At 71.8% G+C, this 15,611-nt stretch carries 12 protein-coding genes and 1 other RNA gene; 7 read left to right on the top strand and 6 right to left on the bottom strand.

The genetic code is table 11. The features are described from left to right. The first annotated feature begins 6 nt into the window (after positions 1-6). Positions 7-969, top strand: coding sequence for a bifunctional riboflavin kinase/FAD synthetase (locus RGE_RS06890; RefSeq protein ID WP_014427614.1), 963 nt, complete (start codon positions 7-9; stop codon positions 967-969). Here RGE_RS06890 and RGE_RS06885 read toward each other — a convergent pair. Beyond that, positions 966-1,766 (bottom strand): MipA/OmpV family protein, encoded by an 801-nt coding sequence (locus RGE_RS06885; RefSeq protein ID WP_232504994.1) that lies wholly within the window; start codon positions 1,764-1,766, stop codon positions 966-968. The genes RGE_RS06890 and RGE_RS06885 overlap by 4 nt on opposite strands. Before the next feature lie 263 nt (positions 1,767-2,029). On the opposite strand from RGE_RS06885, the gene ileS reads away from it, so the two are divergent. The 4 genes from ileS to RGE_RS06865 all read left to right on the top strand — a co-directional run bounded on the left by ileS (position 2,030) and on the right by RGE_RS06865 (position 10,709). After that, the gene (gene ileS / locus RGE_RS06880; RefSeq protein ID WP_014427612.1) at positions 2,030-4,873 is read left to right on the top strand and encodes an isoleucine--tRNA ligase; all 2,844 of its coding nucleotides are present in this window, start codon (positions 2,030-2,032) and stop codon (positions 4,871-4,873) included. A 115-nt stretch (positions 4,874-4,988) separates the two neighbouring features. Further along, on the top strand, positions 4,989-9,257 hold the full coding sequence (locus RGE_RS06875) for a PAS domain-containing protein (RefSeq protein WP_070099448.1): 4,269 nt from the start codon (positions 4,989-4,991) through the stop codon (positions 9,255-9,257). A gap of 89 nt (positions 9,258-9,346) precedes the next feature. Next, complete coding sequence (lspA, locus tag RGE_RS06870) at positions 9,347-9,865, top strand: signal peptidase II (protein WP_014427610.1); 519 nt, start codon at positions 9,347-9,349, stop codon at positions 9,863-9,865. Positions 9,866-9,929: 64 nt separating this feature from the next. Beyond that, positions 9,930-10,709 (top strand): DUF2189 domain-containing protein, encoded by a 780-nt coding sequence (locus tag RGE_RS06865; RefSeq protein ID WP_014427609.1) that lies wholly within the window; start codon positions 9,930-9,932, stop codon positions 10,707-10,709. Positions 10,710-10,713: 4 nt separating this feature from the next. Here the strand turns inward: RGE_RS06865 and RGE_RS06860 are convergent, their stop codons facing one another. Further along, positions 10,714-11,697 carry a quinone oxidoreductase family protein gene (locus RGE_RS06860; RefSeq protein WP_014427608.1) on the bottom strand — a complete coding sequence of 328 codons (984 nt, stop codon included), beginning with the start codon at positions 11,695-11,697 and terminating at the stop codon, positions 10,714-10,716. Between the two features lie 78 nt (positions 11,698-11,775). On the opposite strand from RGE_RS06860, the gene RGE_RS06855 reads away from it, so the two are divergent. Then, positions 11,776-12,081 (top strand): putative signal transducing protein, encoded by a 306-nt coding sequence (locus RGE_RS06855; protein WP_043784907.1) that lies wholly within the window; start codon positions 11,776-11,778, stop codon positions 12,079-12,081. After that, positions 12,078-12,992 (top strand): DMT family transporter, encoded by a 915-nt coding sequence (locus tag RGE_RS06850; RefSeq protein WP_014427606.1) that lies wholly within the window; start codon positions 12,078-12,080, stop codon positions 12,990-12,992. Before RGE_RS06855 ends, RGE_RS06850 begins: the two co-directional genes overlap by 4 nt. Positions 12,993-13,059: 67 nt before the next feature. Here the strand turns inward: RGE_RS06850 and ssrA are convergent. The 4 genes from ssrA to ompA form a co-directional block, all read right to left on the bottom strand. Further along, positions 13,060-13,433: a transfer-messenger RNA gene (gene ssrA / locus RGE_RS23440) on the bottom strand. Between the two features lie 13 nt (positions 13,434-13,446). Continuing rightward, positions 13,447-14,109: an HAD family hydrolase gene (locus tag RGE_RS06845; RefSeq protein WP_014427605.1), complete on the bottom strand. Its 663-nt coding sequence runs from the start codon at positions 14,107-14,109 to the stop codon at positions 13,447-13,449. After that, positions 14,109-14,813: a bifunctional 2-polyprenyl-6-hydroxyphenol methylase/3-demethylubiquinol 3-O-methyltransferase UbiG gene (gene ubiG, locus RGE_RS06840; protein ID WP_014427604.1), complete on the bottom strand. Its 705-nt coding sequence runs from the start codon at positions 14,811-14,813 to the stop codon at positions 14,109-14,111. Before ubiG ends, RGE_RS06845 begins: the two co-directional genes overlap by 1 nt. Before the next feature lie 79 nt (positions 14,814-14,892). After that, complete coding sequence (gene ompA, locus RGE_RS06835) at positions 14,893-15,540, bottom strand: outer membrane protein OmpA (RefSeq protein WP_014427603.1); 648 nt, start codon at positions 15,538-15,540, stop codon at positions 14,893-14,895. Positions 15,541-15,611 lie beyond the last annotated feature (71 nt).

Raw genomic sequence — 15,611 nt, 5'->3', positions numbered from 1 at the left:
GCGGCCATGCGCGTTTTCAGAGGATTCGACCACCCCGGCCTGCGCGAGGCCGGCTGCGCGCTGACGATCGGCAACTTCGACGGCGTGCACCGCGGCCACCAGGCGATGCTGGCGATGCTGGTCAACGAGGCCCGGCACCGCGGCCTCGCCTCGTGCGTGATGACCTTCGAGCCGCACCCGCGCGACTTCTTCGCCCGCCGCGCCGGCGATCCGGCGCGTGCGCCGGCACGCATCGCGACGCTGCGCGACAAGCTCGCCGAGCTGGAGCGCTGCGGCGTCGACCACGTCGTCGTCGCGCGTTTCGACGAGCGCCTGGCGACGCAGTCGCCCGAGGCTTTCGTCGAACAGGTGCTGCTGCGCGGGCTGAACGCGCGCTACGTGCTCGTCGGCGACGACTTCCGCTTCGGCGCGCGTCGCGAAGGCAACTACACGATGCTCGACGAGGCCGGCACGCGGCTGGGCTTCGACGTCGCGCGCATGCTCAGCTACGAGGTGCACGGCCTGCGCGTGTCGAGCTCGGCGGTGCGGGCGGCACTCGACGCCGGCGACATGCAGCGCGCCGCGGTGCTGCTGGGCCGGCCGTACTCGATCAGCGGCCACGCGATCCACGGCCGCAAGCTCGGCCGCGAGCTGGGTTTCCGCACGCTGAACCTGCGTTTCCCGCACCCGCGGCCGGCGGCCGGCGGCATCTTCGTCGTGCGTGTCTACGGCCTGGCCGAACGCGCGCTGCCCGGCGTCGCCAGCCTGGGCACGCGGCCGACGGTCGAGAACGCCGGGCGCGTGCTGCTGGAGACGCACTGCCTCGAATGGCCGCTGGGCCCCGAGGCCGGTTACGGCCGCGTGCTGCGCGTCGAGCTGCTGCACAAGCTGCACGACGAGCGCCGCTACCCGTCGCTGGAGGCGCTGCGCGAAGGCATCGCCCAGGACGAGGCCGACGCGCGCGCCTGGTTCGCCGCCCACCCGGGCTAGAAACGCCAGCCGGCGCCGGCCGCGAGGCTCCAGGTGCTGCGCCGCGTCACCGCCGGCCCGTCGGCCGCCGGGCCGAGCAGCCGCGCCAGCGAGACGCCCGCAGTCAGGATGCGGTGCTTGTCCAGATCGTGGCGCAGGCCCAGCGAGCCCTGCAGGTCGCGCCAGCCGGCGCCGGGGCGGTAGACGGGATAACCGGAGGCCTGCGACTGCTCGGTGTCGACGCCGTAGTAGCTGCGCAGGTAACGGCTGTCGGCCGCGCTCAGCCGCAGGCCCCAGTTCCAGACGGTGGCCGGCGCCAGCCGGCGCTCGCGGCCGACGCCGACATCTGCGAAGACGCCGCCGCCGCGGCCGAGCAGGTCGGGGCTGATGCCGCCCGACAGCCGCCAGCCGTCGTCCAGCCGCCAGCTCGCGCCCAGGCGCGCACGCACGGTGTTGCGCACCTTGCCCAGGCCGCGCAGCGCCGGTTCGTCGTCGTCGCGGCCGCCGTCGTAGCGCAGCGACAGCGTCGTGCGCAGGCGCTCGCCACGCTGCAGGTCCAGGCCCAGGCCTCGCTGCACGTTGTCGCTGCGCCGGGTGGCGAAGGCGCCGGCGTTGCTGAGGCTCACACGCCCCCAGCGCAGCACGTAGCCGGGTTGCAGGCGCAGGTCGGGTTTGCCGTCGCCGTGCGGCGACGTGCCCCAGGAGGCGATCAGGCCGACGGCGGCGTCCCAGCGCCGGGACGGTTCCGGCGGCTCGGGCGGCGCGGCAGCGGCTGGCGCGGGCGCCGGGTCGGCCGGGGCCGAAGCCTCTTCGGCCATGGCGGACGCCGCGGCCAGGGCCGTCAGCGCGAGGGCGGTCGGACGGTGACAAGGCATTCTGCGTCGCCTCGGTAGAATCGCCTCATGCGATTGTCCATCGTCCGGCTCGATCCGTCGTCGTGGCAGGCGGCCACGCGGCGGCAGACGACGCGCGACCGAATTACGCGCAGCGTGCGCCCGCACGCCTGACCGTCCCGCCTTCGCGTGCCCTCGCGCGCGCGCCCCGCCGATTGCCCACGCACCGCCCCACGGTGCCGACCGAGATGAACGACTCCACGAACGCCGCCGCGCCCGACTACCGCGCGACGCTGAACCTGCCCGACACCCCGTTCCCGATGCGCGGCGACCTCGCCAAGCGCGAGCCGGCGTGGATCAAGAGCTGGCAGGACGAAGGCCTCTACAAGCGCCTGCGCGACGCACGCTGCGGCAAGCCGCTGTTCGTGCTGCACGACGGCCCGCCCTACGCCAACGGCGCCATCCACATGGGCCACGCGGTCAACAAGGTCCTGAAGGACATGATCGTCAAGGCGCGCCAGCTCAAGGGCTTCGACGCCCAGTACGTGCCCGGCTGGGACTGCCACGGCCTGCCGATCGAGAACGCGATCGAGAAGAAGCACGGCCGCCACCTGAGCCGCGACGACATGCAGGCCAGGAGCCGCGCTTATGCCACCGAGCAGATCGCGCTGCAGATGGCCGACTTCAAGCGCCTGGGCGTGCTCGGCGACTGGGAGCACCGCTACGCGACGATGGACCCGGCCAACGAGGCCGGCGAGATCCGCGCCTTCAAGCGTGTCATCGAACGCGGCTTCGTCTACCGCGGCCTGAAGCCCGTCTACTGGTGCTTCGACTGCGGCAGCTCGCTGGCCGAGTTCGAGATCGAGTACGCCGACAAGAAGAGCCAGACGCTGGACGTCGCCTTCCCGGCGGCCGAGCCCGACAAGCTGGCCGCCGCGTTCGGCCTGCCGTCGCTCGCCAAGCCGGCCTTCGTCGTCATCTGGACGACGACCGCCTGGACCATCCCCGCCAACCAGGCGCTGAACCTGAACCCGGCGCTGGACTACGCGCTCGTCGACACCGAACGCGGCCTGCTGGTGCTGGCCGAGAGCCTGGTCGAGAAGTGCCTGGCGCGCTACGGCCTGCAAGGCACGGTGCTGGCGACGACCAAGGGCGAAAAGCTCGGCGGCCTGAACTTCCGCCACCCGCTGGCCGACACCGACCCGGGCTACGACCGCCTGAGCCCGGTGTATCTCGCCGACTACGCCACCGCCGACGACGGCACCGGCATCGTGCACAGCAGCCCGGCCTACGGCCTGGACGACTTCAACTCCTGCGTCGCGCACGGGATGAAGACCGACCAGATCCTGAACCCGGTGCAGGGCAACGGCTGCTACGCCGCCGACTTCCCGCTCTTCGGCGGCCAGAACATCTGGAAGGCGGTGCCGGTCATCCTCGACACGCTCAAGGCCGCCGGCCGGCTGCTCGCCACCGAGACCATCACCCACAGCTACCCGCACTGCTGGCGCCACAAGAGCCCGGTGATCTACCGCGCCGCGGCGCAGTGGTTCATCCGCATGGACGAAGGCGTTGGCGTCTTCACGACGGACAAGGCGCCGCAGTCGCTGCGCCGGATGGCGCTGGACGCGATCGAGGCGACGAGCTTCTACCCCGAGAACGGCCAGGCGCGGCTGCGCGACATGATCGCCAACCGCCCCGACTGGTGCATCAGCCGCCAGCGCAGCTGGGGCGTGCCGCTGCCCTTCTTCCTGCACAAGGAAACGGGCGACCTGCACCCGCGCACGATGGAGATCCTCGACCAGGCCGCCGACATCGTCGAAGCCGGCGGCATCGAGGCCTGGAGCCGCACGACCGCCGAGCAGATCCTCGGCGCCGAGGACGCCGCGCTCTACACCAAGAGCAGCGACATCCTGGAGGTCTGGTTCGACTCGGGCTCGACCTTCTGGCACGTGCTGCGCGGCCAGCATCCCGAGGGCTTCCACAAGCAAGGGCCCGAGGCCGACCTCTACCTCGAAGGCCACGACCAGCACCGCGGCTGGTTCCACAGCTCGCTGCTGCTGGCCTGCGCGCTGTACGGCCGCGCGCCCTACCGCGGCCTGCTGACGCACGGTTTCACCGTCGACAGCCAGGGCCGCAAGATGAGCAAGAGCCTGGGCAACGGCATCGAGCCGCAGAAGGTCAGCTCGACCCTGGGCGCCGAGATCATCCGTCTCTGGGTCGCGGCCTCGGACTACTCGGGCGACATCGCCGGCGACGACAAGATCCTGGCGCGTGTCGTCGACGCCTACCGCCGCATCCGCAACACGCTGCGTTTCCTGCTCGCCAACACCTCGGACTTCGACACGAAGACCGACGCCGTGGCGCCTGACGAGCTGCTGGAGATCGACCGCTGGGCACTCGCCCGCACCGCCGAGCTGCAGGCCGAGATCCTGGCGCACTACGAGGTCTACGAGTTCCACCCGGTGGTCGCCAAGCTGCAAGTCTTCTGCAGCGAGGACCTGGGCGCCTTCTACCTCGACGCGCTGAAGGACCGGCTGTACACGACGGCGCCGAAGTCGCTGGCCCGCCGCAGCGCCCAGACCGCGCTGGTGACGATCACCCAGGCGATGCTGCGCTGGATGGCGCCCTTCCTCAGCTTCACCGCCGAGGAGGCCTGGAAGCTGGTCGGCACGACGCCGTCGATCTTCACCGAGACCTATCTCGACTTCCCCACGCCGGACGCCGAGCTGCTGGCGAAGTGGGCGCGCATCCGCGCCGTGCGCGAACGCGTCAACAAGGAGATCGAGGCCGTGCGCACGACCGGCGCGGTGGGCTCGTCGCTGCAGGCCAACGTGACGATCGGTGCGCCCGCCGACCAGCTGGAATTGCTGAAATCGCTAGGCGACGACCTGCGTTTCGTGCTGATCACCTCCAAGGCGGTGCTGGCCGCCGCCGACGAGCTGCAGGTGACGGTGACGCCGTCGAGCGACACCAAGTGCGAGCGCTGCTGGCACTGGCGCGACGACGTCGGCCACGACCCGGCGCACCCGGGGCTGTGCGGCCGCTGCACGAGCAACCTGTACGGCGAAGGCGAAGCCCGGCGCGTCGCCTGACGACGCCCTGTCCCCGAGGCGTCCGCCTCGGGGGACCTCCCGTGCCGGTTCGCCGGCCATGTGCTAGAAATGCGACGCCGCCGTGCGCCTCAGCGCGGAAGGGAGGCGGCGTCGAATGGCCGACAGAAGCAGCAGCCGGACCACCGGTGTCTCGAAGCCCACGGGCGCCAGTGCGATCGGCTGGCGTGCAGCCGCCGTGTTCGTCGTGCTGGCGGCGATCACCACCGTGCTCGTCGTGCGCGAGTTCCAGAGCGGGCGCGAACGCGCGGCCGCCGAGTTGCGTGCCGTCGCCGAGCTGAGGGCGACCCAGGTCGACAACTGGATCGACGAGCGCCTGGGCCTGGCCCGGCTGCTCGAACCCAGCCCGTCGCTGGCCCAGTTCTTCCGCGCCGCCGAGGCCGGGCCCGGCGCCGCCGGGCAGCAGGAACTGGAGCGGCGGCTGCAGCAGTTGCGCGACAACACGCGCAGCGTCAACGCCTTGCTGCTCGATGCCGAGGGCCGCGCCCTGGTGACGGCGACGCCGACCGAAGAGCCGGCTGCGGCGCTGCAGGAAGCCGTGCGGCGCGCGATCGAGACCGGCCACGCCCAGCAGACCCCGATCTACCGCAACGGCCAGAACCCGGCCGTGCTGCAACTGGACGTGGTCTTCGCGCTGAAGCTGACCGGCACGCCGGCGCGCGCCGTCGTCGTGCTGCGGCAGGACCCGCGCCAGGCGCTCCTGCCGCGCCTGCGCGGCTGGCCGCTGCCGCGGCCGGGCGCGATGTCGGTGCTGTGGCAACGCCAGGGCGACGTGATGGTGCCGCTGCTCGAGTTCACGCCCGAGCTCGAAGGCGAACTGCCCGATGCCGTGCCGGTCGCCGAACCCCGTTTCCTGGTCGGCCAGGTCGCACGCGGCGAGCTCGCGTCCCGGGCGGCGCTGCGCGGCAGCGACTTCCGCGGCGAGGCCGTCACCGCGATGGTGCTGCCGCTGGCCAGCGGCGACTGGTGGCTGTCGCTGCAGATCGAGCAGCAGGCGATCGACGCCCCGGCGCGGCAGGTGACGCTGGCCGGCGTCTCGGTGCTGGCGGTGACGCTGCTCGCGCTCTATGCCACGGCGCGCAGCCTGTCCAACCGCGACGCGCTGACGCGCGCCGAACGCGAGCGCGCCGAGGAGCGCGAGCGCATGCGCGCGCTGCAGCTGCTCGACGCCGTGGCCGACAACGCCGGCGAGGCGATCTTCGCCAAGGACCTCGAAGGCCGATACCTGTTCGTCAACCGCGTCGCCTGCGAACGTGCCGGCAAGAGCCGCGACGAGCTGATCGGGCGCCGCGACGCCGACATCTTCCCGGCCGAGGTGGCCGCGAACTACGTCGCCGACGACCTGCGCACGCTCGAACACGGCGCTCCGATGAGCTTCGAGCAGACGATGCCGACGCGGGCCGGGCAGCGCTATCTGTCGGTGACCAAGGCGCCGCTGCGCGACGCCGACGGCCGCATCGTCGGCCTGGTCGGCGTGGCCAGCGACCTGACCAAGGTGCGCCGCGGCGAGCAGGCGCTGCGCGAGAGCGAGGCGCGCTTCCGCTCGGTCTTCGAGGTGCTCAACGAAGGCATCGTCGTGCGCACGCCCGACGGCACCATCGTCGACGCCAACCCGGCCGCCGAACGCCTGCTGCAGCGCCCGGTGGACTGGCTGCGCGGCCGCCACCTGGCCGACACCGGCTGGATGCCGGTCGACGAGCACGGACGCGAGTCGCCGCAGGCGCTGGAGCAGCTCACCGACGTCGTGCTGGCGCGCAGCGACCGGCGCGACGCCGAGCTGCGCGTGCATGGGCCCGACGGCCAGCTGCGCTGGTTCCGCGTCAACGCCGAGCCGGTGCGCGACCCGCACGACGGCCGCCTGCTGGCCATCGTCGCGTCCTGGGACGACGTCACCGAGCGCCGCGAGACCACCGAGGAGCTGCGCCGCCACCGCCTTCACCTGCAGCAGCTCGTCGAGGACCGCACCGAGGAGCTCAAGCGCGCGATCGCCGGCCTGGCCGAGGCCGAACGCTCGGCGCGCATGATCGCCGACAGCCTGCCGGGCCTGGTCGCCTACTGGGACCGCGACATGCGCTGCCGCTTCGCCAACCGCGGCTATTGCGAATGGTTCGAGCTGACGCAGGAACAGATCCTCGGCCGGACGATGGCCGAGCTGCTGGGCCCGGAGTTCGTCAGCCAGCAGTACGCGCTGGTCCAGTCCGCGCTCGACGGCGAGCTGCAGCGCTACGAGCGCAGCCTGCCGCGCCGCGGCGAGCCCAAGGACCTGCTGGTGCACTACGTGCCCGACCGGCGCGGCGACGGCGGCGTCAACGGCTTCTACGTGATGGCCATCGACATCTCGGCGCAGAAACGCGCCGAGGGCGCGCTGCAGCGGCTCAACGAGGAACTCGTCGTCTCGCGCGACCGCGCCGAGGCCGCCAGCCGCTCCAAGAGCGCCTTCCTGGCCAACATCAGCCACGAGATCCGCACGCCGATGAACGCCATCATCGGCCTGGCGCACCTGATGCTGCGCGACGCACGCCACGACACCGAGCGCCAGCGGCTGGAGAAGATCCGCAACCAGGCCCAGCACCTGCTGCAGATCCTCAACGACGTGCTCGACCTGTCCAAGATCGAGGCCGGGCGGCTGGAGCTGGAGGCGATCCCGTTCTCGCTGGAGGCGCTGCTCGGCCGCGCCTTCCAGACCGTGGCCACCGACGCCCAGCGCAAGGGGCTGGAGCTGGTGCTCGACACCGAGGACGTGCCCGACCGCCTGATCGGCGACCCGACACGGCTGCTGCAGTCGCTGCTGAACCTGCTGTCCAACGCGGTGAAGTTCACCGAGCACGGCTGGATCCGGCTGCAGGCGCGGCGCGTCGAACAGAACGAAGCGCGCGTGCTGGTGCGCTTCACGGTCACCGACACCGGCATCGGCATCCCGCCGGAACGCCTGGGCGCGCTGTTCCAGGCCTTCGAGCAGGTCGACAGCTCGACCAGCCGGCGCCACGGCGGCACCGGCCTGGGCCTGGCGCTGACGCGCCACATGGCGACGATGATGGGCGGCGAGACCGGCGCCGACAGCACTCCCGGCGTCGGCAGCCGCTTCTGGTTCAGCGCCTGGCTGGCGCTGGACAGCGCGCCGGCGCCCAGCCTGCCGCGCCTGTCCGGGCTGCAGGCGCTGCTGGCCGACGACCTGCCCGAAGCGCGCGAGGCGCTGGCCGACCGGCTGCGCCAGATGGGCGTGCGCGTCGACGCCGCCGACTCGGGCGAGGACGCGATCGAGCATGCCCGCGCCGCCGGCGCGCACGGCCGGCGCTACGACCTGCTGCTGCTGGACTGGCGCATGGGCGAGCTCGACGGCATCGGCACGCTCAAGCGCCTGCGCGAACTGCCGGCGGCCGCCGAAGCGCCGGCGCTGCTCGTCACCGCGTTCGACGACGAGACCATGCGCAGCGAGGCCAAGGCCGCGCGTTTCGCTTCGGTGCTGGTCAAGCCGATCGGCGTGTCGGCGCTGCACGACGCCGTGCAGCGCGTGCTGAAGGCGGCCGGCGGCGAGCCGCCGCGGCTGACGCACAGCGCCGGCCAGGCCGAGAAGGCGCTGCGCGCCCGCGGCAGCACGCGGCCGCTGCTGCTGGCCGAAGACAACCCGATCAACCAGGAGGTCGCGCTCGAACTGCTGCGTGCGGTGGGCCTGGACGTCGACCTGGCCGCCAACGGCCGCGAGGCCCTGCGGCTGGCGCTGGCGCGCGACTACGCCGCGGTGCTGATGGACATGCAGATGCCGGAGATGGACGGCCTGGAAGCCACGCGCGAGCTGCGCCGCGCCGGCTTCGCGGCACCCATCCTGGCGATGACCGCCAACGCCTTCGGCGAAGACCGCGCCGCCTGCCTGGCCGCGGGCATGAACGACCACGTCGCCAAGCCGGTCGACCCGGAGGCGCTGTACGCGACGCTGCTGCGCTGGCTGCCGGCGGCCACCGCGGCCGCGTCGCCCGCCGCGACGCCGCCCTCGGCGGGCGGCAGCTTCGCCGAACGGCTGGAGACGCTGGGCGAGATCGACGTCGAGGCCGCCTTGCGCCTGGTCGGCGGGCGGCCCAACGTGCTGCAGCGGCTGATGCGGCGCTTCGCCGACGTCTACGCCGGCGGCATGCCGGCGCTGGTGGCCGAGGGCGGCGACGAGCGTCTGGCGGCCTGGACCAGCGCCGCGCATTCGCTGCACGGCGCCTGCGGCGCGATCGGCGCCCAGGGGCTGCAGGCGCAGGCGCGCGAACTCGAACACGCGGCGCGCGTCGCCACCGGCGCCGAACCGCTGGCCGGCGCCGCACGCGCGCTGCACGAACGGGTCGCCGCGCTCGCCACGCGCCTGCAGCAACTCACCGAGTCCTGACGCGGCACGGGGCGGTCGGTGCGCGGCCTCGCGATACAGTAGCGGCCCGCCCGCCGGCCACCGGCGGTGGTCCCCCGCATCACGACTTCATGGCCACGTCTTCGCGTTCGTCCAACCGCCTGCCCTTCTGGCTCGGTCTCGCCTTCATCGTCGTCGTCCTGGACCAGTTCACGAAGACGCTGATCCTCGGTTACTTCCAGGACGGAGAAGCCCGCGTCGTCACCGGCTTCTTCAACATCGTGCGTGTGCACAACAGCGGCGCCGCGTTCTCCTTCCTCGCCGACGCGGCGGGCTGGCAGCGCTGGTTCTTCGTCATCGTCGGCGTCATCGCCTCGGCGATCATCGTCTGGATGCTCGCCAACCACACGACGCAGCGGCTGTTCAGCTTCGCGGTGACGATGATCCTCGGCGGCGCCGTCGGCAACGTCATCGACCGGCTGCTGCACGGCCACGTCATCGACTTCCTGCAGTTCCGCTTCGGCTTCCTGGAGCCGATGTTCCGCGGCGGCTACTTCCCCAGCTTCAACCTCGCCGACGCGGCGATCACGCTGGGCGCCGTCTGCCTGGTGCTCGACGAGATCCTGCGCGTGCGCCGCGGGGGCAAGTGACGCGCCCGCGCGCGCCCGAGCTTCCCCCGTATCGAGACCCCGGCGCGCGGCCTACGCTGGCCGCGTGGACCCGGCCGAACCTCCTGCCGTCGACGACGCGCCGGCCTCGGCGATGCCGGCGCTGCGCACGCTGGCGCTGTCCGCGCCGCGGCGCTGGCTGGCCGCCGGCTGGCGCGACTTCCGCCGCGCGCCGGCGATCGGCCTGTTCTTCGGCGCCTGCTTCGTCGCGATGGGCTGGGCGCTGCTGGCGGTCTTCGAGTACGCGCCGGCCTACACGCTGGCGCTGTCGGCCGGCTTCCTGCTGAGCGGCCCCTTCCTGTGCCTGGGGCTGTACCGCGTCAGCCAGCGGCTGGAGCGCGGCGAACGTCCGACGCTGGTCGACGCGATGCTCGCCTGGCGCGAACGCGGCGGCGCGATGGCGATCTTCGGTCTGGTGCTGCTGGTGCTGGAACTCGTCTGGGGGCGAGCCGCGCTGGTGATCTTCGCCGTCTCGTTCGACGGCATGCCCGATTTCCGCGGCTCGCTGCTGGCGCTGCTGGACCCGGCCAACCTGGGCTTCATCGTCGCCTGGACCACCGTCGGCGCGATCTTCGCGACGCTGATCTACGCCATCTCGGCGGTCTCGATCCCGATGATCCTGCACCGCCGCAGCGACGCGATCAGCGCCGGCCTGACCAGCCTGCGCCTGGTGAGCACGCAGCCGGCGGTGATGGCCTTGTGGGCGGCGGCCATCGTCGCCCTGGTCGGCCTGGCGCTGCTGCCCGGCTTCGCCGGCCTGCTGCTGGCCGGCCCGGTGGTCGGCCACGCCTCGTGGCACGCCTACCGCGAGGCGGTGGCCGACTGATCGCTCAGGGCAGCAGCACCGTCGAGCCGGTCGTGCGCCGGGCCTCCAGCGCGCGGTGCGCCTCGGCCACGTCCTCGAGCGCGTAGCGCTGGTCGATGCGGATCTTGACCTCGCCGCTGGCGACGACGTCGAAGAGTTCGTCGGCCATCTCCTGCGTGCGCTCGCGTGTCGCGATGTGCGTGAACAGCGTCGCGCGCGTCAGGTACAGCGAGCCCTTGGCGGCCAGCGTGCCGATCGCGAACGGCGGCACGGGGCCCGAGGAGTTGCCGAAGCAGGCCAGCAGCCCGAAGGGGCGCAGACAGGCCAGGCTGCCGTCGAAGGTGTCGCGGCCGACCGAGTCGTAGACGACCTTGACGCCGCGGCCGCCGGTGATGTCCTTGACGCGGGCGACGAAGTCCTCGCGCGTGTAGTCGATCATCGCCGCCGCGCCGTGCTGCAGCGCCAGCTGGCACTTGGCCGGGCCGCCGGCGGTGCCGATCAGGCGCAGGCCGAGGGCCTTGGCCCACTGGCAGGCGATCAGGCCGACCCCGCCGGCCGCGGCGTGGAACAGCACCCAGTCGCCGGGCTGCAGGCCCTCGACCGGTAGCGTCTTCCTCAGCAGGTACTGCGCCGTCAGGCCCTTGAGCATCATCGCCGCGCCGGTCTCGAAGTCGATGCCGTCGGGCAGCTGCACGACCTGCGTCGCCGGCATCACACGCACTTCGCTGTAGGCGCCCGGCGTCCCCGCCGCGTAGGCGACGCGATCGCCGGCCTGCAGGTGCGCGACGCCCTCGCCGACGGCCTCGACGATGCCGGCGCCTTCCATGCCCAGCACCAGCGGCAGCGGGTTCTGGTACAGGCCGGTGCGCTGGTAGACGTCGATGAAGTTGAGCCCGCAGGCGTGGTGGCGGATGCGCACCTGGCCGGGGCCGGGTTCGCCGACCGGCAGGTCGACACACTGCAGCACCTCGGGGCCGCCGAAGGCCGAGATCTGGATCGCGCGCGGCATCGTGTTCTCCTCGTGAAGAGGCCCTCAGGTTACGCGATGGGGGACCACCCCGCCGACGGTGGCATGATGCGCCGCCCGATGAGAAGACTGATCCAAGCCCCGAACCTCGTGCTGGCCACCCTCTGGGCCGACCAGCTCGGCGCCGCCGGCATCGCCACCAGCGTGCAGCGCGCCTACGCCAGCGGCATCGCCGGCGAGATCCCGCCCGACCAGAGCCTGCCCGAGGTCTGGGTCGACGACGCCGACCGAGCGCGCGCCGAGACGCTGCTCGCCGAGTGGCGCCACCCGCCCGAGCACACCTGGGCCTGCCCGCGCTGCCACGAGATCGTCGACGGCCCGTTCGAGCAGTGCTGGAGCTGCGGCGCCGAGAGGCCCGCGGCATGACGCTGACGCCCCGCATCGCAGCGTTGCTGACGCTGCCGGCCATGCTGTGGGCCGGCAACGCCCTGCTCGGCCGCCTGCTCGCGCCCAGCATGCCGCCGCTGCTGCTGAACTGCCTGCGCTGGTGGCTGGCGCTGGCCATCCTGCTGCCGCTGGGCTGGCGCGCCGTCGCCACGCCCGAGCGACGGGCCCAGATCCGCGCCCGCTGGCGGCCGCTGGCGGTCCTCGGACTGCTGGGTGTCGGCGCCTACAACGCGCTGCAGTACCTGGCGCTGCACACCTCGACGCCGATCAACGTGACCTTGATCGCGTCGAGCATCCCGGTGTGGATGATGCTCGTCGGCGCGATCTTCTACCGCGAGCGGCCGCGGCCGACGCAGTTGCTGGGCGCGCTGCTGTCGCTGGCCGGCGTCGTCATCGTGCTGGTGCGCGGCGACCTGCTGCAGATCGGCTCGATCCGGCTCGTCGCCGGCGACCTGTGGATCCTGGTCGCGGCGCTGTCCTGGGCCGGCTACAGCTGGCAGCTGGCACGCCCGCCGGCATCGATGAGCGGCGAGCAGCGCCCGGACTGGAACTGGGCCGAGGCGCTGATGGTGCAGGTGCTGTTCGGCCTGGCCTGGGCGACGCTGTCGGCGGTCGGCGAAGCGATCTGGATGCCGCAGCCGGTGCTGTGGTCGCCGACGGTCGTCGCGGCACTGGTCTTCATCGCCGTCGGCCCTTCGCTGGTGGCCTATCGCTGCTGGGGCCTGGGCGTCGGCGCCGTCGGTCCCGCGCTGGCCGGCTTCTTCGCCAACCTGACGCCGCTGTTCGCCGCGCTGCTGTCGGCAGCGCTGCTGGGTGAGCCGCCGCATGTCTACCACGCGGTCGCCTTCGCGCTGATCGTCGGCGGCATCTTCGTGTCCAACCGGCGCTGAGGCCGGAGGCCGACAAAGACAAAGAAAAGGCCCCGGTCGCTTGCGCGGCCGGGGCCTTCGGTTTGGATGGTGGAACCGGGGGGAATCGAACCCCCGTCCGCAAGCCATCGCCGGACGGTTCTACATGCGTAGCTGGCTGATTTGAGTTTGAGGGCCCGGATCGCGCAGCAGCACGCTATCCGTTCCCCGAGTCACTTGGTTTTAGGCCCGAGCCGAGTGACCCGGCACGGGACGAGCCAATGTGAATGACCTCGCAGTCTTCGGCGTTGCCGCCTCAGACCCAGCCCATCGGCCAACTGTTGCGAGGCTCACCGGTGTTAAGCGGCGAGGGCGAAACGTTCGTCGTTCGCAGTTACTTTGTTTCCAGTGGATTTACGAGCGAACTGGTGCTCGGCATGCCCCGCGCCGACTCCGCACCTACGTCGAAGCCAGGTCGGTCCCTGAGGTGCCTAGTTTAGGCCAGTTCCAGCCAGTTCAAGAGCGCGGCCGGATTTTCCAGCACCGCATCGGCGCCCCAGGCGTCGATCGGCTCGCCACGACCGAGGTATCCCCAAGCGGCGGCCAGCGTGCGCATGCCGGCGGCGCGGCCGGCGACGATGTCGCGGTGGTCGTCACCGACGTAGACGCAGTCACCCGGCGCCAGCGCCAGGCGGCGGGCGGCCTCGAACAGCGGCTCCGGGTGCGGCTTGGAGAACGGCGTGGTGTCGCCGGCGATCAGCGCCGCAGCGCGCACGTCGAGCGCCAGGCCGCGCACCACCGGCTCGGCATAACGCATCGCCTTGTTCGTCACGATGCCCCAGCGCAGGCCGGCCGATTCGAGCGAGACGAGCATCGGCTCGACGGCGGCGAAGACACGCGTGGTCTGCAGCAGGCGCTCGGCGTAACGTGCGAGGAAGGCATCGCGCAGCGGCTCGAAGCCCTCGTCCCCGGGCGCCAGGCCGAAAGCGGCGCCGACCATGCCACGGGCGCCGGTGCCGACCATCGGCCGCAGGCGCTCGTAAGGCAGCGGCTCCAGCCCCCGCGCCACGCGCAGGTCGTTGGCGGCACCGGCCAGGTCGGGTGCGCTGTCGACCAGGGTGCCGTCGAGGTCGAACAGCACCGCCGCGGCGCGCGCCATCAGGCCGGCTTCCGCGTCGCGACCAGGTAGTTGACGCTGGTGTCGTCGGACAGCCAGTAGCGCTTGGTCAGCGGGTTGTACTGCAGGCCGCGGCTGCCGGCCGGCGACAGGCCGGCGTCGCGGCACCAGCGCGCCAGTTCGCTCGGGCGGATGAAACGTTCGTACTCGTGCGTGCCGCGCGGCAGCATCTTCAGCACGTACTCGGCGCCGACGATCGCGAACAGAAAGGCCTTGGGGTTGCGGTTGAGCGTCGAGAAGAACACCCAGCCGCCGGGTTTGGCCAGCCGGGCGCAGGCCTCGATGACCGATGCCGGGTCGGGCACGTGTTCCAGCATCTCCATGCAGGTCACGACGTCGAAGCTCGCCGGGCGCTCGGCGGCCAGCGCCTCGGTCGCGATCTCGCGGTACTCGAGGTTCATCACCTCGGACTCGAGCGCATGCAGCCGCGCCACGCCCAATGCCTTGGTCGACAGGTCGATGCCGGTGACGTGCGCGGCACGTCGGGCCATCGACTCCGACAGCACGCCGCCGCCGCAGCCGACGTCGAGCACGGTCTTGCCGCGCAGGCCCGCCAGGCTGTCGATCCAGTCCAGGCGCAGGGGGTTGATTTCGTGCAGCGGCCGGAACTCGCTCTCCGGATCCCACCAGCGGTGGGCGAGATCGCTGAACTTGGCCAGTTCCTGGGCGTCGGCATTGACAGTCATGGTCGAATCCTAAGCGCGACAAACGAGAAACCCCGCCGAAGCGGGGTTTCGTTGTGGGAACCCTCGGGGTTCCAGGCGATTACTGCTTGGTACGCGTACCGACCACTTCGATTTCCACGCGACGATTCTTCGCGCGGCCTTCGCGGGTCTTGTTGTCGGCGACCGGCTGCTTCTCGCCCTTGCCTTCGGTGTAGACGCGGTTCTTTTCGATGCCCTTGTCGACCAGATAGGCCTTCACGGCATCGGCGCGCTTGACCGACAGCTTCTGGTTGTAGCCATCCGGACCCGTCGAGTCGGTGTGGCCGACGGCGATGACGACTTCCAGGTTCACGGCCTTGGCCTTGGAGGCCAGGTCGTCGAGCTTCGCCTTCGCTTCGGGCTTCAGGGTCGCCTTGTCGAAGTCGAAGAACGCGTCAGCGGCGAAGGTGACCTTCTCGCTGACCGGAGCCGGCGGCGGCGGGGGCGGCGGCGGCGGGGCCGGCGGGGCGGCCTTCGGCGCGGGGGCCGGGGCCGGGGGCGGCGGCTTGATGGCGCCGTCGCACTCGTCCGCGGCGGAGGCCGGGGTCCAGTTGGAATCACGCCAGCACAGCTCGTTCGTGCCGTTCTTCCAGACGGTGCCGTCCGATGCGCGCCAGTTGTCGACCGGCTTGTCCTGTGCCAGGACCGCGATCGGGGCGGCGAGCGCAGCGGATGCGAAGAGCATCGCCACCCTGTTCAGTTTCTTCATGTTTCTCCTCTCGAGGAAAGCCGCAGCAGAACTGCGAAACGTCCAAACCGAAAGCCTGAACTCCGGGCAAA

It is taken from the genome of Rubrivivax gelatinosus IL144 (assembly GCF_000284255.1).
GTDB lineage: Bacteria > Pseudomonadota > Gammaproteobacteria > Burkholderiales > Burkholderiaceae_C > Rubrivivax > Rubrivivax gelatinosus_A.
This window is presented reverse-complemented; position numbering and strand designations above follow the sequence as displayed.

Bases quoted from the DNA above. Each gene is read 5' to 3' on its own strand.
- RGE_RS06890 (WP_014427614.1), top strand. From the start codon at position 7: ATGCGCGTTTTCAGAGGATTCGACCACCCCGGCCTGCGCGAGGCCGGC.
- RGE_RS06885 (WP_232504994.1), bottom strand. From the start codon at position 1,766: ATGGCCGAAGAGGCTTCGGCCCCGGCCGACCCGGCGCCCGCGCCAGCC.
- ileS (WP_014427612.1), top strand. From the start codon at position 2,030: ATGAACGACTCCACGAACGCCGCCGCGCCCGACTACCGCGCGACGCTG.
- RGE_RS06875 (WP_070099448.1), top strand. From the start codon at position 4,989: ATGGCCGACAGAAGCAGCAGCCGGACCACCGGTGTCTCGAAGCCCACG.
- lspA (WP_014427610.1), top strand. From the start codon at position 9,347: ATGGCCACGTCTTCGCGTTCGTCCAACCGCCTGCCCTTCTGGCTCGGT.
- RGE_RS06860 (WP_014427608.1), bottom strand. From the start codon at position 11,697: ATGCCGCGCGCGATCCAGATCTCGGCCTTCGGCGGCCCCGAGGTGCTG.
- RGE_RS06855 (WP_043784907.1), top strand. From the start codon at position 11,776: ATGAGAAGACTGATCCAAGCCCCGAACCTCGTGCTGGCCACCCTCTGG.
- RGE_RS06850 (WP_014427606.1), top strand. From the start codon at position 12,078: ATGACGCTGACGCCCCGCATCGCAGCGTTGCTGACGCTGCCGGCCATG.
- RGE_RS06845 (WP_014427605.1), bottom strand. From the start codon at position 14,109: ATGGCGCGCGCCGCGGCGGTGCTGTTCGACCTCGACGGCACCCTGGTC.
- ubiG (WP_014427604.1), bottom strand. From the start codon at position 14,813: ATGACTGTCAATGCCGACGCCCAGGAACTGGCCAAGTTCAGCGATCTC.
- ompA (WP_014427603.1), bottom strand. From the start codon at position 15,540: ATGAAGAAACTGAACAGGGTGGCGATGCTCTTCGCATCCGCTGCGCTC.